Source organism: Amycolatopsis sp. lyj-112 (assembly GCF_046549055.1).
Lineage (GTDB): Bacteria > Actinomycetota > Actinomycetes > Mycobacteriales > Pseudonocardiaceae > Amycolatopsis.
Map to the genome: position 1 here is coordinate 403,707 of NZ_JAJPWS010000006.1, position 19,077 is coordinate 422,783.

18 protein-coding genes are annotated in these 19,077 nt (G+C 68.1%); 8 read left to right on the top strand and 10 right to left on the bottom strand.

The window, feature by feature from the left end:
- Positions 1-38: 38 nt before the first annotated feature.
- Positions 39-956 (bottom strand): non-homologous end-joining DNA ligase, encoded by a 918-nt coding sequence (gene ligD / locus ACLJRL_RS22690; protein ID WP_410658244.1) that lies wholly within the window; start codon positions 954-956, stop codon positions 39-41.
- Between the two features lie 46 nt (positions 957-1,002).
- Between ligD (ACLJRL_RS22690) and ligD (ACLJRL_RS22695) the strand changes: the two genes are divergently transcribed.
- Both ligD (ACLJRL_RS22695) and ACLJRL_RS22700 read left to right on the top strand, forming a co-directional pair.
- Complete coding sequence (gene ligD, locus ACLJRL_RS22695; RefSeq protein WP_410658245.1) at positions 1,003-1,968, top strand: non-homologous end-joining DNA ligase; 966 nt, start codon at positions 1,003-1,005, stop codon at positions 1,966-1,968.
- Positions 1,969-2,152: 184 nt separating this feature from the next.
- The gene (locus ACLJRL_RS22700; RefSeq protein WP_410658246.1) at positions 2,153-3,406 is read left to right on the top strand and encodes a DUF222 domain-containing protein; all 1,254 of its coding nucleotides are present in this window, start codon (positions 2,153-2,155) and stop codon (positions 3,404-3,406) included.
- A 501-nt stretch (positions 3,407-3,907) separates the two neighbouring features.
- Here ACLJRL_RS22700 and pip read toward each other — a convergent pair.
- Entirely contained in the window at positions 3,908-4,855 is a 948-nt protein-coding gene (gene pip, locus ACLJRL_RS22705; RefSeq protein WP_410658247.1) for a prolyl aminopeptidase, read from the bottom strand.
- Between the two features lie 127 nt (positions 4,856-4,982).
- On the opposite strand from pip, the gene ACLJRL_RS22710 reads away from it, so the two are divergent.
- Positions 4,983-6,092, top strand: a complete 1,110-nt coding sequence (locus tag ACLJRL_RS22710) for a glutamate--cysteine ligase (RefSeq protein ID WP_410658248.1) — start codon at positions 4,983-4,985, stop codon at positions 6,090-6,092.
- Between the two features lie 13 nt (positions 6,093-6,105).
- Here ACLJRL_RS22710 and ACLJRL_RS22715 read toward each other — a convergent pair whose 3' ends face one another.
- Positions 6,106-6,711 carry a DNA-binding response regulator gene (locus ACLJRL_RS22715; RefSeq protein ID WP_410658304.1) on the bottom strand — a complete coding sequence of 202 codons (606 nt, stop codon included), beginning with the start codon at positions 6,709-6,711 and terminating at the stop codon, positions 6,106-6,108.
- 511 nt (positions 6,712-7,222) lie between these two features.
- Here ACLJRL_RS22715 and ACLJRL_RS22720 point away from each other — a divergent pair.
- Positions 7,223-7,921 (top strand): AraC family transcriptional regulator, encoded by a 699-nt coding sequence (locus ACLJRL_RS22720; protein WP_410658249.1) that lies wholly within the window; start codon positions 7,223-7,225, stop codon positions 7,919-7,921.
- 75 nt (positions 7,922-7,996) lie between these two features.
- On the opposite strand, the gene ACLJRL_RS22725 is transcribed toward ACLJRL_RS22720, so the two are convergent.
- A complete protein-coding gene (locus ACLJRL_RS22725; protein WP_410658250.1) occupies positions 7,997-8,992 on the bottom strand; it encodes a DUF1702 family protein in 996 nt (331 codons plus the stop codon).
- A gap of 449 nt (positions 8,993-9,441) precedes the next feature.
- Here ACLJRL_RS22725 and ACLJRL_RS22730 point away from each other — a divergent pair, with 449 nt between their 5' ends.
- From ACLJRL_RS22730 to ACLJRL_RS22740, 3 genes are all read left to right on the top strand, one after another.
- Positions 9,442-10,047: a DNA-binding response regulator gene (locus ACLJRL_RS22730; protein WP_410658251.1), complete on the top strand. Its 606-nt coding sequence runs from the start codon at positions 9,442-9,444 to the stop codon at positions 10,045-10,047.
- Positions 10,048-10,226: 179 nt separating this feature from the next.
- Positions 10,227-11,033 (top strand): AfsR/SARP family transcriptional regulator, encoded by an 807-nt coding sequence (locus tag ACLJRL_RS22735; protein ID WP_410658305.1) that lies wholly within the window; start codon positions 10,227-10,229, stop codon positions 11,031-11,033.
- Between the two features lie 49 nt (positions 11,034-11,082).
- Positions 11,083-11,769 (top strand): winged helix-turn-helix transcriptional regulator, encoded by a 687-nt coding sequence (locus tag ACLJRL_RS22740; RefSeq protein WP_410658252.1) that lies wholly within the window; start codon positions 11,083-11,085, stop codon positions 11,767-11,769.
- Between the two features lie 54 nt (positions 11,770-11,823).
- Here ACLJRL_RS22740 and ACLJRL_RS22745 read toward each other — a convergent pair whose 3' ends face one another.
- Positions 11,824-12,444, bottom strand: coding sequence for an L-threonylcarbamoyladenylate synthase (locus tag ACLJRL_RS22745; protein WP_410658253.1), 621 nt, complete (start codon positions 12,442-12,444; stop codon positions 11,824-11,826).
- A gap of 347 nt (positions 12,445-12,791) precedes the next feature.
- Here ACLJRL_RS22745 and ACLJRL_RS22750 point away from each other — a divergent pair, with 347 nt between their 5' ends.
- The gene (locus ACLJRL_RS22750) at positions 12,792-15,107 is read left to right on the top strand and encodes a sensor histidine kinase (RefSeq protein WP_410658254.1); all 2,316 of its coding nucleotides are present in this window, start codon (positions 12,792-12,794) and stop codon (positions 15,105-15,107) included.
- 310 nt (positions 15,108-15,417) lie between these two features.
- Here the strand turns inward: ACLJRL_RS22750 and ACLJRL_RS22755 are convergent, their stop codons facing one another.
- From ACLJRL_RS22755 to ACLJRL_RS22775, 5 genes are all read right to left on the bottom strand, one after another.
- Complete coding sequence (locus ACLJRL_RS22755) at positions 15,418-16,026, bottom strand: DNA-binding response regulator (protein ID WP_410658255.1); 609 nt, start codon at positions 16,024-16,026, stop codon at positions 15,418-15,420.
- Between the two features lie 264 nt (positions 16,027-16,290).
- On the bottom strand, positions 16,291-16,482 hold the full coding sequence (locus ACLJRL_RS22760) for a hypothetical protein (protein ID WP_410658256.1): 192 nt from the start codon (positions 16,480-16,482) through the stop codon (positions 16,291-16,293).
- 276 nt (positions 16,483-16,758) lie between these two features.
- Complete coding sequence (locus ACLJRL_RS22765) at positions 16,759-17,304, bottom strand: carboxymuconolactone decarboxylase family protein (RefSeq protein WP_410658257.1); 546 nt, start codon at positions 17,302-17,304, stop codon at positions 16,759-16,761.
- A complete protein-coding gene (locus ACLJRL_RS22770; protein ID WP_410658258.1) occupies positions 17,276-17,752 on the bottom strand; it encodes a DUF6187 family protein in 477 nt (158 codons plus the stop codon). The genes ACLJRL_RS22765 and ACLJRL_RS22770 overlap by 29 nt, the downstream gene beginning before the upstream one ends.
- A complete protein-coding gene (locus tag ACLJRL_RS22775; protein WP_410658259.1) occupies positions 17,745-19,076 on the bottom strand; it encodes an NAD(P)-binding protein in 1,332 nt (443 codons plus the stop codon). The genes ACLJRL_RS22770 and ACLJRL_RS22775 overlap by 8 nt, the downstream gene beginning before the upstream one ends.
- Position 19,077: the final 1 nt, after the last annotated feature.

Here is a 19,077-nt window from a genome sequence, read left to right on the forward strand (position 1 = left end):
CAGGTGGCCGCGGCCGCGTCACCAGGCCGTTCGGGGGCTCAACGGGCGGGCACGGCCGCGCGATGCTCGGCGATGTCGCCGAACAGGTCGCCCAGTTCCTCGACCCGCTCTATCACCTGATCGGCGGTGAACAGCAGGTCGGCGGCCTTACGGCAGGCCTCGACCTCTTCCCAGGTCACCGGCGTCGACACGGTCGGGAGCGCGCGGCCGCGCAGCGAGTACGGCGCGATCGTGGTCTTGGCGGTGCTGTTCTGGCTCCAGTCGATGAACACTCGGCCGGGACGGATCGCCTTCGTCATCCGCGCGACCACGGTCTCCGGAGAGCGCCGTGCGAGTTCCTCCGCGATCGCCTTGGCATACTCGGAAGTACGCTCGTCGGAGCGGGTGCGCACCGGGCAGTACAGCTGCATTCCCTTGTTGCCACTGGTCTTGGCGTACACGGTCAACCCGTCGTCGGTGAGCAGATCGCTCAGCATTTCCGCGACCCGGCAGCAGTCGACGACGTCCGCGGGCGGACCAGGGTCGAGATCGAACACGAGCAGATCGGGCGGTTTCCGGGCACCACGCGCACCGACCGTCCACTGTGGAACGTGCAGTTCCAGCGCGGCGAGGTTGGCCGCCCACATCAGCGTCGGAAGGTCGGCGACCACCGGGTAATCGAGCGTCTCCTCGCCGCCCTGGCGGCCGCGGTTGGTGAGCCGTGCCGTGCGGACCCACTCGGGCGCGTGACGGGAAACGTTCTTCTCGTAGAACGGCTCGCCGTCGACACCGTCCGGGAACCGGCGGAAGGTGGCGGCGCGATCGCGCAGGTGCGGCAGGATCGCCGGGGCGATGCGCCGGTAGTAGTCGAGGACTTCGCGTTTGGTGAATCCGTGCGCCGGGTAGAGCACCTTGTCCAGATTGGACAGACTAAGACGCCGTCCCTCGACCTCGACCGTTATCCGCTCTTCAGGCACCCTTCGACGATAGATCACCGAAGGGGTTTCCGGGGTATTGTGAGGCATGACCACCGTTCCGGACGCCATCGCCCCGATGCTGGCGACCGACGGTGAGCCGCCCACCGGCGGCTGGGGCTACGAATACAAATGGGACGGCTACCGCAGCTGCCTGCGTGTCGCACGCGGCGGCGAGACGCGCCTGACCAGCCGCAGCGGCATCGACGTCACAGCCACCTACCCGGACCTGACCGGCGAAGCCCTCGAAGGACGGGAAGCCGTCCTCGACGGCGAAATCGTCGTCCTCGACGACCAGGGCCGCCCGAGCTTCCCCCTCCTGCAGACCCGGCACCTGCGCACCCCGGACGCGGCGCTGCTGGAGCGCAGCCCGGTGCACTTCTTCGCCTTCGACGTCCTGAGCCTCGACGGCACCCTCCTGCTCGACGAGCCCTACGCCGCCCGTCGCGAACTGCTCACGTCACTCACGCCGAGCGGACGCCTGGTCATCCCACCGGGCTACTCCGACGACGACATCTCCCCCGACCAGCTGTTCGACGTCGTCCGGCAGCACGGGCTCGAAGGGCTGGTCGCGAAGAAGCTCGACAGCCGGTACTACCCCGGGAAGCGGACCCGGCAATGGATCAAACGGGCGCTATGGCACACCCAAGAGGTCGTGATCGGCGGCTGGCGCCCCGGCGAGGGCCGCCGCTCGGGCACGCTCGGCGCCCTGCTGCTCGGCGCGCACGACGAGGCGGGCGAGCTTCAGTACATCGGGGATGTGGGGACCGGGTTCAGCGACAAGATCCTGGACGATCTGCACAGCCGGCTCACGCCGCTGGAACGGAAGACACCGCCGTTCGCTTCGGAGGTGCCGCGGGACCGGGCCCGGCGGGTGCGGTGGGTGGCGCCGGAACTCGTCGGGGAGGTCGTGCATCGGAGCTGGACGCCTGACGGGCGGCTACGGCATACGACTTGGCGCGGGTTGAGGGCGGATAAGGCGGTCTCGGACGTGAAAGTGCCTCTCTTGCCTTGAAGCGATGCTGGGCCGGCTGCGCGTGAGGGCCGGCGAACTCATTGCCACTATTCGCCGAAGCGGCGATGAGCGCAGAGTATTCGGCGATACGGCACGGAGAATACTATCGGGTTAAAGACACTGCTTACATTCGCTACGGAAATGGCGCTAGCACGGGTGTTCGAATTCGAGTAGCGTTGAATGCGTGGCCAGCGAAAACAGTTCCCCGTCGACGCGCACCGAGTGGTGGCGTGCCGATACTGCGACGCTGCATGCCCGTAAGCAGGAACTCGAAGTCCTGAAGCGTCAGTTGGATGCGGAGCAGTATGCGATCCTCGCGGAGTTGAATGCGCGCGGGATTCGCGGGTGTAGTGGTCATTCGACGTTGGCGGCGTTGATCGGGCAGGACTTTCATGTGTCCGAGGCGGAAGCGAAGTTGCGGGCGGACCGGGTGCTCGCGTTGCATCCCGGGCCGGGGTTCGGGGATCCCACGCCGCCGTTGGCGCCTCTGACGGCTTCAGCGGCTGCGGAGGGTGCGATCGGTGGTGGGCAGATCGACGCGATCATCCACACCCTGGATCGCATCCCGTCGAGTGTTCCGGAGGAGGCGGTGCGGAAAGGTGAGAGGACTCTGGTCGACTTCGCTCGTCACTCCGGTCCTCGGGCGATCACTCGCGCGGGTCGGCGTCTGCTGGACACCCTCGACCCCGACGGCAAAGAACCCCGCAACGAGGATCCGAAGGACACGCGACCTGAGTTGCGGTTCATCAAGCACCGCAACGGCACCCTCGGCCTCGCCGCGACCCTCGACCTCGAAACCTACGCCCGCCTGAAATCAGACCTCGACCCGATGGCGAAGCCGCACAAAGCCATCGACGGTGTCCGCGACACCCGCGGTCAAGACGAACGCTACGGCGACGCCTTCGCCGACTATGTGCGACTCAAGACCACCAGCCGGAACCTTCCCGGCCAAGCCGGGGAAGCCACCCACATCCTGATCACCATGTCCTACGAGGACCTGATCAGCGACCTCGGTACAGCCCACCTCGACCTGGTCGGACCGATCAGCGCCACCGACGCACGCATCCTCGCCTGCGACGCCCGCGTCCGACCCGGAGTCCTCGGCACCGCAGGCGAACCCCTCGACATCGGCCGCTCCAAACGCACCGTCTCCTTGGCCCAGAAGTATGCGTTGACCATCCGCGATGGTGGCTGCGCGTTCCCTGGCTGCGACATGCCCGTTCCGCGTTGTACCGCTCACCACATCGTTTTCTGGCAGCACCACGGCGAAACCAGAATCGACAACCTCGTCCTTCTCTGCACCAAACACCACCGTCTGATCCACCACAGCGAATGGAAAGTCCGCATCGCTCAAGACGGACTCCCCGAATTCACCGCACCCACCTACCTCGACCCCACCAGAACACCGAAGCGCAACACCATGCACCTCAGGACATAGACCGCCCCGCAATCAGCGCAGGGTCGCTCGATACGAAGTACATAAAGGGCCCTTCACCACATCCAGCACCGGCGACGAAGCATCGGTACAGGTGGTCGTGAGTGGCGGTCCGGCCTCGGCTGGATCCGATGTCACGGCAGTGACGATGCGGGAAATTGGGACGTTGAGTGTCCACATTTCCCGCATCATCGAGCGGCCGAGGTCCGTTTGCCGGTACGACATGTGATGAGCGGGGAAGATTTGGGCCACTGGACGGCCCAAATCCTCCCCACTCACCAGCGTGGCTCGCGTCACCCCGGCCCGGTAAGCCCCCCGCCCAGTGGATACACAAATCAAGGTCCACTAGAACCCGAATCGCCACGCCTCGGGAACAGCCCGCTTGAGTCTGGTCCAGTAGCTGGGGGCGTCCTCCCATCTCGCGCGGCGAAGAACGCAAGTAGAGGACTAAATGCGGGAGAACCCGACCCTCGGCCCCCATCGCACAGAAGCCGCATCGAACGCTCAAAGATCGGCGAACCGCGCCAAGGTCTCCAGCATCCAAGCCCGCTTGACGTCGCTCCCCCGATGCCCCGACCCGTCGTCGATCAGCAACTCCGCACCGGGCCACGCCCTGGCCAGCTCCCAGGCGGTGTCCACCGGGCAGCTCAGATCACGGCGGCCGTGGATCAGCACGCCGGGAATACCGCCCAGCAGAGCGGCGTCGCGGATCACCGCGTCGGGCTCCAGCCAGCCCGCGTTCGAGTAGTAGTGCGTGACGACGCGGGCGAACGCGAGGTCCCGTTCGCCGACTGGACCATTGTGGACAGTCGGACCGGGTTCCAGTGAAAGAACGGTGTCCTCCCAGGCGCACCATGAGCGGGCGGCCTCGGCTCGCACGAGCGGGTCCGGATCTTCCAACAGCCGCGCGTACGCCGCGACGAGGTCATCACCGCCGGAAGGGGCGCCGGCGCGGAATCGTTCCCACTGCTCCGGGAAGAACCGGCCGGCACCGCGGTAGAGCCAGTCGATCTCGGTGGGGCGCGTCAAGCTGATGGAGCTGATCATGATCTCCGAGACCCGCTCCGGATGGCGTTGGGCGTAGACGACCGCGAGCGTCGCGCCCCACGAGCCACCGGTGACGAGCCAGCGTTCGATGCCCAGGTGTTCCCGCAGCCGTTCCAGGTCGGCGACGAGATGCTCGGTCGTGTTGTGCCGCATGTCGGTCGCGGGGTCGCTCGCGTGCGGGGTGCTGCGGCCGCACCCGCGTTGGTCGAACAGCACCGCGCGGTAGCGGGCCGGGTCGAACATCCGTCGCATGCCCGGCGTGCAGCCCTGCCCTGGACCACCGTGAAGCATGACGGCCGGCTTGCCGTCCGGGTTCCCGCAGGCCTCCCAGTGGACGAAGTTGCCGTCACCTACATCGAGCAATCCGTGGTCGTAGGGCTCGATCGGTGGGTACAGCTCGATCATCAGCCGCCTTTCCGTGAGTGGTGAAACACCTTCTCCGCAACGAAGTTCAGCACACCGGCCCTTTCTTCGCCGCGCTAGAAGGTGGAGATTCATTAGTGGCGAAGAAAACCACCTGAGGCGGGGATCCATGGCGGCTTTCGGCACGAACTACACCCTTGGCGTTGAAGAAGAGTTCGTCCTCCTCGATCCACTGGACGGCTCTGTGGCGTTACGCGCGCCCGACCTCCTCGATCATCTCACCGCCGGACCGGACGTCACCGGTGAGCTGATGCGGTTCCAGATCGAGACCGCGACCGGGATCTGCCAGAGCCTCGCCGAAGTGCGGTCGGAGCTGACCCGGCTCCGGCAGATCGTCGCGAAGGCGGCGGAAGCCGATGGGTGCCTGATGGTGGCGTCGGGTATGCCACCGTGCGGCCTGCGCCCGGACACGATCACCCGCGATCCGCGTTACCGGCGAATGGCCGAAAGCTTCCCCACCCTCATCGACGACGCGGGGACCTGCGCCTGCCACGTGCACGTCGGCCTGCCGTCACGGGATCTGGGCGCGCGGGTGCTCGCCGGGCTGAGACCTTGGCTCGCGCCGCTCCTCGCGATCAGCGTCAACTCGCCGGTCGAGAACGGCGCCGACTCGGGATGGGCGAGCAGGCGTTTTCCGCTCTGGGACCGGTGGCCGACGGCGGGACCGCCGGAGGAATGGACCGGCGCGGCCGCCTACGACCGCAGTGTCCGGGAGGCGCTCCGACGCGGCGCCGCGCTCGACGTACCCGGCGTCTACTTCTACGCGCGGCTCTCCTCACGGCATCCCACGGTGGAGGTACGGATCGCCGACGTCTGCCTGTCCGTCGACGACGCGGTGCTGATCGCGGCGCTGGTCCGCGGGCTCGTCGCCACCTGCGTCGAGTGGATCGGCCGCGGCCTGCCGCTGCGGCGGGCGCGGTCCGCCCGGATCGGCGCGGCGCTCTCGGCCGCGGCCCGGACCGGGCTCGACGGGCCCGGCGTCGACGTCTTCACCGGCCGGGAGACCGATCAGCGTGACCTGATCGGGGGTCTGGTCGACTTCGTCCGGCCCGCGCTGCAAGCCATCGGGGACGCGGACGACGTCGACCAGGCTCTGCGGTCGCTTTACGAGCGCGGGACGGGCGCGGCCCGCCAACGCAAGTTGCTCGCCGGAGCGGCTTCACCGGGTGACTTCGCCGCGGATCTCGCTTTCGCGACGATGAACGTCCCGACCCGGTGACACGGGCCGGGAGTCAGAGCCAGCCGGACTCGCGCGCGATCCGGACCGCGTCGACCCGGTTGCGCGCGCTGAGCTTGGACACGATCGTCGTCAGGTAGTTGCGCACGGTTCCCGCCGACAGGAACAGCTCTCCCGCGATCTCGGTCGGGTCGGAGCCGACCGAGGCCAGCCGGAGCACCTCGATCTCCCGCGCGGTCAGCGGGCATTCCTCGCTGTCCCACGCCGCGAGCGCCAGATCGCCGTCGACGACCCGACGGCCGGCGGCGACCCCGCGGACCGCGTTGGCCAGCCTGTCCGCGGGCGCGTCCTTGCGCAGGAAGCCGTTGACCCTGGCGGCCAAGGCCCGCCGGAGGGTGCCGGGGCTCCCGAGGCTGGTCAGGATCAGCGTGCGACAGCCGGGCATCTGCTCGTGCAGTTCGGCGGCGGCGGTGAGCCCGTCCTTGCCCGGCAGGTCGATGTCGATGAGCGCGATATCCGGGCGGGAGGACTGGGCCAGCGGGAGGATCTCGTCACCGCTGGCGCATTCGGCGACGACCTCGATATCGGCTTCGAGGCCGAGCAGCGCGACGAGGGCACCCCGGACAATGTGCATGTCCTCCGCGACCAGGACCTTGATCATTGTCCCCATCTGCCTTTCGCCTGCGTCATCCCGAACCCCATCACCGAAGCCCATCCCCGAACCGACAATACTATCCTCACACACCCGTCCCTGGAAATGGAGACCGGCCCTTGACCGCCGCGGGGGACGCGGTCAAGGGCCGGTTCTGTGTTGCCGCGGGAATACGTTCTTCGGACCGCACCAACACGGCCGGGGGCTTCCGGCGTGAATGCGCATACCAGGAATTCTGCTGGTGATCGCCGCCGGGATCCAGTGTGCGTACCACCGTCGACCTGTGGTTTTCGCATGGGCCACCCGTGATGACGGGCTTGAGCCGGGCCCTGGTGGGCGACCGTGAAATTTTCATGTCCCGGCACACATGAATCCATATCACGCGGTGAATCAAGCACTTCAGGAGAAGCGTCGGCGAACACTACTGTCGGGAACTACAAAGAACGTCAGAATTCCTCGAGCGAAAGGACGTGCAATGGATGACACTGTCCGGCGAGCCGTGGAGCGAGCCATTGGGGCCATGAACGAAAAACTGGGCGAAGACCTCACAATCGACGACATCGCTCGCGCAGCCACGTTCAGCAAATTCCATTTCACCCGGGTGTTTCAGCAGGCCACCGGCGTTTCGCCGGGCCGGTTCCTGTCCGCGCTGCGGCTGGACGAGGCCAAGCGCCTGCTGCTGACCACCTCGATCACGGTCGCCGACATCAGCCACCGCGTCGGCTACAACAGCGTCGGCACCTTCAGCACACGGTTCAGCAGCCGCGTCGGGCTCTCCCCTTCCGCGTACCGCCAGCAGGGCGGGTTCCATCACCGGCCGACCGGTGAGCCTCGCACCGGGGTGAAGCCGGCGATCGTCCGCGGTTTCGTCTCGGCACCGCCGGAGATCTCACCCGGCCTCGTCTTCGTCGGGCTCTTCCCGACGCGTATCCCCGAGGGTGCTCCCGTGCGCTACACGGTCATCGACGCCCCCGGCCCCTACCAGCTCACCGAGGTCCCGGAAGGCACCTGGCACCTCGTCGCGCACTGCGTGACCGGACCGCTGACGCGCCGCGGCACCGGGTACACCGGGTACTACGGCCCGATCACCCTCGAACCCGGCGTCACCGCACGGCTGGCGGACCTCCGGGTGCGCCCCAAGCGGATGTTCGACCCGCCGGTCCTGCTCGCACTCCCCGACCTTCGGCACCGGCCCGAGCCGTTCAAGCACGCGGCTTGATCCTCGCCCCAGGTGTCATGAAAGGGTCTTTCAGGACGAGAAGTGTCCTGAAAGACCCTTTCATGACATGACCCTCTAGGCGGACAGGCGGCCCACCGAAGGCGCGAAGGCCTCGCGGATGTTCTGCCGCCACAGCTCGTAAGCGGGCACCGGCCCGGGACCGTCCTCGGCGACCTCGGTCCGGTCCGCCAGATCGACGGCCTCCTCGATACTCAGCCCCGCGAGCACCCGCGCGGCGCGGCGGGTGTGCGGGGGCACGAACGACGAGTAGGTCCTCGCCTTCACCGCGAACACGACACCGAGACCGAGTTCGTCCTGGTGCTCGCCCGCCGACTCGCGCAGCGCGGCCAGCCCCGGCTGGTCGCAGCCGCCCGCGAAGGTCGCGGCCAGCCCGACCCCGCTCCACAGGTCCGGACGGCGTGAGGCCGGGAAACGGCGCACCGCCCTGGCGACCTTCACCGGGTCCGCGCCGTTGATGAACCACAGCGCCCGCCCGACGCCCTGGTCGCACGCGCGCGCGAAGTAGGACGGCGCGCCGGCCCAGGGGTACGGGGCGGGGATGAACTGCCCGTCCACCCATTTGCGCGTGTCGAAGTACGCGCGGTCGAAGCCGTAGCCGTCGACGGCCAGCCAGCTCATCGTCGGGTGGTACGGGACGCCGTCGAGGTTCGGCAGCACCTTCTTCCACAGCGGCCGGGGCAGCCTGGCCATGGCGAACCCGATACCGATGTAGGTCAGGAACAGATGCGGGCGGCCCGGGCCGCTCATCAGCTCGGCCGTGCGGTCCTTCCGGCCACCGGGCATGACGTCGAGGATGGTGAACGCCATCGCCGCGCCCTCGTAGGCGAAGCCGCGCATCTCCGGCTCGACCATGTCCAGCCGCCGCTCGGCCTCCCACAGCGCCGGCCCGTCGATCCCCCACTCGAAGCCGCACACCACCGCCTGCGGGATCGACTCCAGCCGGGCGGTCGCCGGGGTCGGCGGCACCCCGAAGTCCCGGCCGTCGAAACTGACCGAGGCCAGCGATGGCGCGAACAGGACCTTGCGCAGGGCACCCAGCAATGAGGTCATCACATACGTCCTTTGTGGATGGTCGCGGCTTCGCGCGCGCGAACTCGGCTCACGCGAGGAGACCACGCCGCGCTGGCCGGGCGCTCGACGGCTGATCGAGGTCGGCGGTACCGGCACCCGCCGGTACCGCCGAACAGTCCCTAAATCTCGCCGAAAGGAAGAGAGTTCACCCATTCGCCCGTTGAATTCACCCGGACCGGAACGTACTCACGCGGGAATGGAATGCACGCCCGATGACAGTTTTACCGTCCGCTAAGCTGACGCACGGTAATCGAATCATCGCATTTTCAGCATCTCCGAATCTTCCGCATCATCGCAGCTCACCCAGGCTCTGCCCGGCCGACGACGCGCCAGAAAAAGCACAACCTCGCATCGTGCGATACAGATTCACTCTTTCGAGTTTTATCTGTACACTAAGAGTTAGCACTGTGGGGAATGAGGAGGTCGGAGTGATCCGAGTCCTATTGGCGGAAGATATGCACATGGTCCGCGGCGCCTTGGTCGCGCTGCTGAATCTGGAGCAGGACATCGAGGTCGTCGCCGAAGTCTGCTCGGGCGACAAGATCCTTCCGATGGCCGCGGAGTACCTGCCGGACGTCGCGATCATCGACATCGACCTGCCCGCCAAGGACGGTCTCTCCGCCGCCTCCGAGCTCTACGAGAAGCTTCCCGAAATACGCACGCTGATCCTCACCTCACTGGGCCGTCCGGGCACCGTGCGCCGCGCGCTCGACGCCAAGGTCAACGGCTTCCTGCTCAAGGACGCGCCGGCCGACAAGCTCGCCAACGCCGTCCGCTCGGTCGTCATCGGGCGCCGGGTCATCGACAGTGACCTCGCGCTTTCGGCCTGGGAAACGGAAGATTGCCCGCTGACGCCGCGCGAGGCCGAGATCCTCCGGCTCGCCGCGAACGGGCGAACGGTCGCCGACATCGCGGCGGAGCTGTTCCTGTCACCGGGAACCGTACGGAACTACCTCGCCACGGTGGTCACGAAACTCAACGCCCGCAACCGGGTCGACGCCATCCGCATCGCCACCGATTCCGACTGGCTCTGAGTCGTGCCGCGAGCCTGAGCGCGTCTTCTGGTTTGCCACAAAGGGTTCCGCACGCCAGGTCGTGAGGATCGCATGCGGCGCAAAGAAGAAATCACGGCTCACTGGGTGTTTCCCACACTGTTCCGAAGGTTCTTCCTCTGTCACCGTCACAGAGGGGGAGTCCGCCGGAGGGGCAGGGGATACACGGGATGAGTACCGAACCGGGAGACACCGCGAACGTCGCCGCGGTGCGCGCGCGCGTTCTCGGCCCGATCGAGCTGCACTCCGGCGGCGCCGATCGCGCACCCACCACCCCGAAGCTCCTGCAGCTGCTGGCGATGCTGCTCATCCGCCCCGGCAAGACGGTCCACATCGACTCCCTGGTCCACGAGCTCTGGAACGACGTCCCGCCGCGCAGCGTCCGCCGGACCCTGCACACCTACGTCCACCACCTCCGCCGCCACCTCGACCCGGACGGCACCGACGAGAGCGGCATGCTGGTCACCAGCCCGCCCGGCTACCGGCTGGACATCGACCCGGCCGTGGTCGACGTCTCCGAGTTCCACCGTCTGCACCGGCTCGGCCGCGATCTCCTGAGCGAGCACGACCACGCCGTCGCGGCGCTCGCCTTCCGTACCGCGCTCGACCTGTGGTCCGGTCCCCCGCTCGCCAACGTCCACTGTGGACCGACGCTGGCCGCCTACACCGTCTACCTCCTGGAGCAGCGGCGCAACGCCCGTGATCTGTGGATCGACGCCGAGATCAGCGCCGGGAAACACCGGGAGATGCTCGGCGTCCTGCGGTCGCTGACCACCGCGAACCCTCTCGACGAGACCCTGCACGCCCAGCTGATCCGCGCACTGTGGCTCAGCGGCCGCCGCAGCGACGCCGCCACGGCGTATCTGTGGCTGCGGGCGAGACTCGACGACGAACTGGGGGTGGAACCCTGCGCCGAACTGCAAGAGCTGCACCGCGAACTGCTCTCCGAGCGCCACTCGATCCGCTGAACGAGTACCACCGGCGTATGACCAGATCCAGGAAGTTGAGGAGTCAAGCATGACCGCTCGAACCTACGGCCAGTTCTGCGGCCTCGCCCGCGCGCTCGAGATCATCGGGGAACGTTGGTCCCTGCTCGTGATCCGCGACCTGGTGCTCGGCCCGAAGCGTTTCGACGAACTGCAGCAGGGCCTGCCGAAGATCCCGACGAGCATCCTGTCGACTCGCCTCAACGAGCTCGAACGGCACGGCGTCCTCCAGCGCCGGGTGCTGTCCCAGCTCGACGCAGGCGTGGTCTACGAGCTGACCGAGTACGGCAACGACCTCGACCAGATCGTGTTGCAGCTGGGCCTGTGGGGTGCGCGTTCGCTCAACGACCCGGTCGCCGGCGAGCTGTTCACCCTCGACTCGGCCATCCTGTCGCTGTACACGACGTTCCAGCCGGAGCAGGCCATCGGCCTCCACGGGTCGTTCGAGCTGCACTACGGCGAGCAGATGATCGTCCACGCGGTGGTCGAGGACGGCGCGATCAAGGCGGGCGAAGGGCCCTACCCGGACGCGGACCTCGTCATCGAGCCGCGAGGCCCGGTCATGATCAAGCTGCTGAAGGGCGAAATGGACGCGGCGACCGCGCTCGCCAGCGGCGCGGTGGTCGTGCAGGGCGACCCCGTGTACCTGGAGATGTTCACCCGGCTGTTCCACATCCCCTCGGCGCCGTCCAAGTCCGAAGGGCTCGTCACGCACTGAAACCGGCAGAACGACGACTTCCGCGGCGGGACCGGGCAACCGGTCCCGCCGGATCTATTCGAACCGTGACGCGTCGCCCGCGCCCCGGCGCACGATCTCCGGTTCCCCGGACGAGAAGTCGATCACCGTGGTGGGCTCGACCCCGCATTCGCCCGAGTCGATCACCGCGTCCACCACGTGCTCCAGCCGCTCCTTGATGTCCCAGCCCAGGGTCATCGGTTCCTCCTGGTCGGGCAGCAGGAGCGTGCTCGACAGCAGTGGTTCGCCGAGTTCGCCCAGCAGTGCCTGGGTGACCACGTGGTCCGGGATGCGCACGCCGACGGTCTTCTTCTTGGCGTGCATCAGCCGGCGCGGAACCTCCTTGGTGGCCGGGAGGATGAACGTGTAACTGCCCGGTGTGGACGCCTTGATGGCGCGGAACACCGTGTTGTCGATGTGCACGAACTGGCCCAGCTGGGCGAAGTCCTGGCATACCAGGGTGAAGTGATGGCGGTCGTCGAGCTTGCGGATGCTCCGGATCCGGTCGATGCCCTCCTTGTTCCCCAGCTGGCAGCCCAGTGCGAAACAGGAGTCCGTCGGGTAGGCGATGAGCCCGTCCTGGCGCAGGATGTCGACGACCTGTCCGAGCGCGCGTCGTTGCGGATTTTCCGGATGCACGTCGAAATACCTCGCCATGCGCCGAAGCTTAGAGCCACCGGCCCTCTCTCGCCGTGAGACCCTCCTCCGGCGTGGCGTACACAATGGAACCCACGTCTTCGATCGTGGCGAGTTCCGAGATCGTCCCGGGGGTGCGAACGGCCCACACCTGCACGGGTGAGTTCGGGCGTTTTCTCAGTCGGCCACAGGAAAAACCGGCTCGGCGTATGACGGTCTCCCTTATGGTGGAGGACCAACGGGGTAACGGGCATGGGATAACATCCGAATACACCGTGAGGGGGAACGTCGTACGGCGCCCGCCACGGCCGCCGTCAGGGCGAAGCACGACGAGAACCGACGACGTCTCTGTTACCACTGGGGTGCCTGTGCCGGAACAGCTCGCGGTGACCGCCGAACCTCTGGGGACAGCCGGGATCGACCGGCGCCCCCGGCGCGCACTGTTCCTCGCCGGTCTGATCATCACCGTCGTTTTCGTCAACTCCTGCCTGTTCGGCCTGCTCGCGGTCCTGCTCCGGCCCGGGGTGGACTTCTGGCATGGCCTGCTGGCCGTGCTGTACGTCGGGCCGGTGCTGGCGATCCAGTTGCTGTACTTCAGCCGCCCGGCGGTCAGCCTGGACACCCGGCGCGCGAAGGTCATGCTGGCGATCCAGGCCTGCCTCGCCTACCTGCCGATTTTGCACTTCGAGGCGGCGCTCAGCTCGCTGACCACCCTCGCGGCGGGAAGTTCGCTGCTGCTGTTCCGGGCGCGGACGGGCTGGGCGGTGTTCACCGTGCTCATGGCGGGCACGACGTGGATCCTCTGGGCCCACGACGACACCTTGCTCGGCGCGGTGTTCGACAGCATCACGGCGGTCTTCTACGGGCTGGTCGTCTACCTGCTGACCTGGCTCGCGAGGCTGGTGACCGAGCTGCACCAGGCCCGCACCGAACTGGCGAGGCGGGCCGTGGCCGAGCAGCGGCTGGCCTTCGCCAGGGACCTGCACGATCTCCTCGGGCTCAGTCTTTCGGCGATCGCGCTGAAGGGCGAACTGGTGCACCGGCTGCTGCGCAAGTCGCTGGACCAGGCACGCGAGGAACTGACCGAGATCACCGGGATCGCCCAGCGCACGCTGTCCGACGTGCGCTCGGTCGCGAGGGGATACCGGGAACTCTCGCTGGCCAAGGAATCACGAACCGCGGTCTCCCTGCTCTCCGCGTCGAACGTCGCGGTGCGGGTGGACCTCGAACAGGTCGACCTGCCGGTGAAGCTGCGCACCCTGCTGGCGAAGGTCCTGCGCGAGGGTGTGACGAACGTGCTCCGCTACACCGGCGTCGAGCACTGCGAGATCACCGTGCGCAAGACCGAGGGCCGGGTCTCGCTGGAGATCGTCCACGACGGGACCGCGCACGAGGACGTCCCCGAAGAGACCGCCGAGAGCCTGCGTGAGATCACCGGCGAGGTCACCGGGCACGGCGGGACGCTGAGCGCGGGGCCCGATCCGGCGGGACGGTGGCGGCTCCACGCCGAACTCCCGGTGCCCGAGCAGGCCGAACCCACCGAGGCGGTGACCGAAAGCCCCGGTCACTGGTCCCGGATCGACGCCCGGAACGTCCAGCGGACGCTCACGGCGGTCTTCATCCTCTTCGGTCTCTCCGCGATGACCCGCGCCTTCGTGCGCACCGAGGACGTCTGGCAGCTCGCGCTCACCATCGGGTACCTCACCGCGCTGATCGTGCTGCAGCTGTCCTATTTCGCCCGGCCGAACGTCCGGCTGCGGTCGCGGCAGAGCTACGGGCTGCTGTTCGTCCAGGCCTGCCTGATCTTCCTGCCGCTGATCCCGCTCGGAACGTCCTGGGTGAGCCTGCCCAGCCTGTTCGCCGGCACCGCGCTGCTGGTGCTGCCGCCGATCGCGGGCTGGTCGGCGTTCACCGCCACCGTCGCCGGGGTCGTGCTGATCCGGATCGAGTTCGGGACGGACTTTCTCGGCGCGTTCAACAGCTTCGCGTCCATCCTGAACACCGGGCTGATGGTCTTCGGGCTCATCTGGCTGATCCGGCTGGTGACCGAACTGGGCGAGACCAGGAAACGCCTCGCCGAGGTCGCGGTCGCGGAGGAACGGCTGCGCTTCGCCCGCGACCTGCACGACCTGCTCGGCATGAGCCTGTCCGCGATCGCACTGAAGAGCGAGCTGACCATCCGGATCATGGACATCGACCGGACGCGGGCCTCCGACGAGCTGCTGGAGATCCTCGGGCTGACCCGGCAGGCGCTCAACGACGTCCGTTCGGTGGCGAGCGGCTACCGGGAACTCTCACTGGACCAGGAGTCGCGTTCGGCGCAGGCGGTGCTGGTGGCCGCCGACGTCCAGGTGCGGCTGGATATCGAACACGAGGGCCTTCCGGTGCAGGTACGCACGGTGCTGGCCGTGGTGCTGCGCGAAGGCGTGACGAACGTGTTGCGCCACAGCAAGGTCGAGCGCTGCGAGATCGCCGTGCGGCGGGTCGGGGACGGGGTCTCGCTGGACATCGTCAACGACGGCGTCCAGAACGGGCTGCCGCCGAAACCGACGCCGGCCCGGGTCGAGGCACCGGGCAGCGGTATCACGAACATGTCCGACCGGGTGGCCGGTCTGGGTGGTGAGCTGACCGCCGGGGTCGAGGCCGACGGGCGGTTCCGGCTCCGCGCGGTGGTCCCGGTCTAGATCCAGCCTCTGGTGACCCGCGGCCCGTGAATGCCCGCCTACGACAACCTGGACCGTCCACTAAGGACACATTCTGTGCCGAATTGCCCACTTGAGTGATATTTGTCCGTATTATCAAGTCCGTGAAGGCCCCCTTGAGGGACTCTGAGTCCCTCAAGGGGGCCTTCACGGACTCCAAGCTTCTAGTTGCGGTAGTTCGCGACACCAACTACCGCGATTAGAGGACGAAACGCGGGGAGTCGGGGGCCGCGTGGGCCGCAGCGGCGTAAGGCAAGCAGGTCACGCGACACTGGTCCCGGTCTAGACCAGATCAGATCCAGCCGGACTCTTTGGCGATCCGGATCGCGTCGACCCGGTTGCGCGCGTTGAGCTTCGAAACGATCGTGGTCAGGTAGTTGCGCACGGTTCCGGTGGAGAGAAAGGCCTTCGCCGCGACCTCGAGGGTGTCGCGGCCTTCCGCGGTCAGGCGCAGGACGTCGATCTCGCGCGGGGTCAGCGGGCAGTCCGCGGTGTCCCAGGCGGCCAGCGCCAGATCGCCGTCGACCATCCGCCGTCCGGCCGCCACCCCGCGCACGGCGTTGGCGAGCTTCTCCGCGGGGGCGTCCTTCAACAGGAACCCGTTCACCTTGGCCGCCAGGGCCCGCCGCAGCGTGCCGGGCCTGCCGAGGCTGGTCAGGATCAGCGTCCTGACCTCGGGGAGCTGCTCGTGCAGCTCGGTGGCCGCGGTGAGGCCGTCCTTCCCGGGCAGGTCGATGTCGATGACCGCGACCTGAGTACGCGAAGTCCGCGCGGCGGCGAGGATCTCGTCACCGGACGCCACCTCGGACACCACTTCGATGTCCGGCTCCAACCTCAGTAGCGCTACAAGTGCCCCCCTGACGATGTGCATGTCTTCGGCCACAAGAACTCTGATCACCATCGCGCCGCCCCTCCGCGCACGACCCCCCGGTAACCCAACATAAACACGGCCGGGCAGAACGCGTTCCACCGTTCGGGTGGTCAGTTGCCGCGGACAAGGCATATCCCCGGCGCGGACCTTGCTCCTGCACGGCTACGGACTCCGCGCCGGGCCGTGACTCTCCGTGGCAGCGCGGCGTGCGCGCCGGTCCACCACAGGCACGAAAAGCCGGCCGCCTCTCGCGTTCTGGGGCGCGAGAAACGGCCGGCCGGGTGCGGGTTGCGCTCAGGCCGCCTCAGCCAGCGGCGGAGCCGTGCAACAGGCACCGGTGAAGCAGTCGAAGACCTGCCCACCGGGACGGTTGGTCCAGTTGTCGAACCGGTCGATCACCAGCTCCACCCGGTCACCGGCGACGCCGGTGTCGATCCCCCGGCCGGCGAAGAGCGAGCGGACGTTGTCGGTCACAGTGTTCTTCATCGAGTTTGCTCCCAGGCTTTTCGGTGGCGTGCGGTGCTTCCTTCGATGAGGAAATCCTGCTGCCCAGGGTGGGTTCGCAGCCAGTGCCAGGCATCACCGGGGGGCCGTGCTTTTCGCCTAAGCCGGAAGGGTTCTCCTTCGCTGCTCCACTTCCGCGACAGGGCCGGTCAAATGGAGTAAGAGAGCCGACCTTTGGCCACGTTGGGTATTCGCGTGCTCTCATCCCGCGATAATGACCTTGCGTGGTCATTTTCGGGCGTCGTAGCCACGAATGGCTTAGTTGTCAAGTAACTTCGAGAGGCCCGCGTAGCCGCCTTCCCGCAGCCGCACGCCAGACGTCTTCGCGTAGGCGGCGTCGGCGCGGACCCCGAGGCCCTCGACCATCCGGTTCATGAAGTTGAACAGCGCGCAGACGAGGACGGCGTCGTGCAGAGCGGCCTCGTCCCAGCCCGCCGCGAACACGGCTTCGGCGTCGGCTTCGGTCACCTTCGACGGCGTCCGCGTCAGCTTGCCCACGTAAGCCAGCACGGGCTTCATCTTCCCGTCGACGGCCGAGGACCCCAGATCGGCCAGCGCGGCCGTCAGAAGCCCTTCCGGCACGCCGAAAGCCTCCGCGGTGACGGTGTGGACCCCGTGGCAGTACTGGCAATCGTTGACGCCGGAGACGTACGCCGCGATCAGCTCCCGCTCCCCCGCGCTGAACGCCGACGGCGCCCGCATCACCAGTTCGTGGAAGTCGAGCAGTTTCGACGCCGGCGCGGGGAACTTCTGGAAGACCTGCAGCAACGTGGCGTCAGTCGGCAAAGACTCGAGATAGGACATCGCGCGTACCGCTCCCCTTCTCCGGCGCTCGCCCGTGTTCGGCGAACTTGTCGACGTCGTCGCGGCGCAGCCAGCAGGCCGCGAGGCAGGCGACCGAAGCCGGCCCCAGCCCGCTCACCGTGGCGGCGACCCGCGCGGCGGTCTGCTCCCATTCCTTGCGCAGGGAACCGGCCACCGTCATCTCCGGGCCCGCTTCGATCAGCGGCCGGACCGCGCGCCAGCGGGCGATCCCGGCCTCGACCATCGCGGCGGTGTCCAGGCTGAGCGCGTCGTGCCGGGCCTGGTCGACGGCCAGGGCGACCAGCGCGGGCTCGTCCGCGATCCGGGCGAGGCCGACGCCGGCGAGCAGGCGTTCGGCGTCCAGTCCCATCATGATCACCCCGGCCTCGGTCGACGGTGCGTCGTCGATCGAGGGCAGGGTGAACCGGGAGTCGTAGGGCTCAGACACGTGCGACGTCCTTCGTGGCGGACCGCAGCGGGGAGTCTCGGCGCAGGTTCTCCGCGACGGCGGCCGCGACCCGCGCGGTGGCGACCCGGTGGCCGTCGATGTTGCGGGCGGCCGGGCCCAGCGCCATGCCCGCGGCCGCGCCGACGGCGAAGACCCTGGGCGCGCCGATGTAGGCGAAGGTGCGCTCGTCCAGCCGAGGCCAGCCACCCTCGTCGAGCACGGCCTCGTCGGGCATCAGCCCGGTGCCGATCGACGGGCTCGTGCCCAGTGCCAGCACGGCGTGGTCGACGGCGACCGTGTCGCCGCCTTCGAGCCGGACGCCGACCGTCCCGCCCGCGCCCGGCGTCACCTTCGTGATCGCCTTGCCGCGGTGCACGATCAGCCGTCCTTCGGCTTCGGCCGCCTCGAGCATCGGCCGGAACTCGAACATGATCGACGCGCGCCGGAACCGGCCCATCAGTTCGAGCCGCTCGGACCGGCTCACGCCGTCGAAGCGGGCGCGGCCTTCCGGGCGGAAGAACGACGAGTTGACGTCGGCGCACTGGTAGCGCTCGGCGCTCTCGCGGACCACCCAGTGCACTTGCCGACCTTGGGCGAGCCCGTTGGTGAGCAGATGCGCCGCGGTGAGACCGGCGCCGACCACGGCGAGCCGGTCGCCGCCGACCGGCACGGGCTCGTCCCAGTAGCTGACGCCGGGTGGCGGATAGCCGCCTCCCCACCAGTGATCGGGTGCGGAGCGGCGCTCCTCGCCGAGGCACAGCACCGCGTGGCGGGCGGTCACGGAGAACCGGTCGGCCCGCACGGTGACCGCGTCCGACGTCGGCAGGACCTCGCGGACCGAGCCACGCCAGGTCCGTTCGGTGACGTGGTGACTGGACGCGAGATGAGTGCAGTAGGCCTCGAAGACGTCCACGGGGACGACGGAACGGTGTCCCGCCTGCGCCATCCGGATCTCGCGGCGTTCCACCGGGGTGAGCACCGACCAGTGCAGCCGGGCGAAGTCCAGCAGTTCGCAGTCGCGGTAGCCCTCGACGCCGGGGTGGTGTTCGTACGGCGACCGCAGCACGCGCTGGCCGAGCAGGTCGACGCGATCGAAGAAGCGGCCGCACGGTCGTCCGTCCCGGTCCACCAGCACGATGTCGCGGACACCGTGGTGCCACAGGGCCGAAGCGACGGCGAGGCCCGCCGGGCCCGCTCCGACGATGACGACGTCGGCACCGGGCGGGGGTTCGGGGGTGACCGCGGCGCGGGTGGCCGGCAGGACCGGCCAGTCCCGCCCGCGCGGCGAATCGAGGAGATGGGGTTGCGGAACGAAGGTGATCACC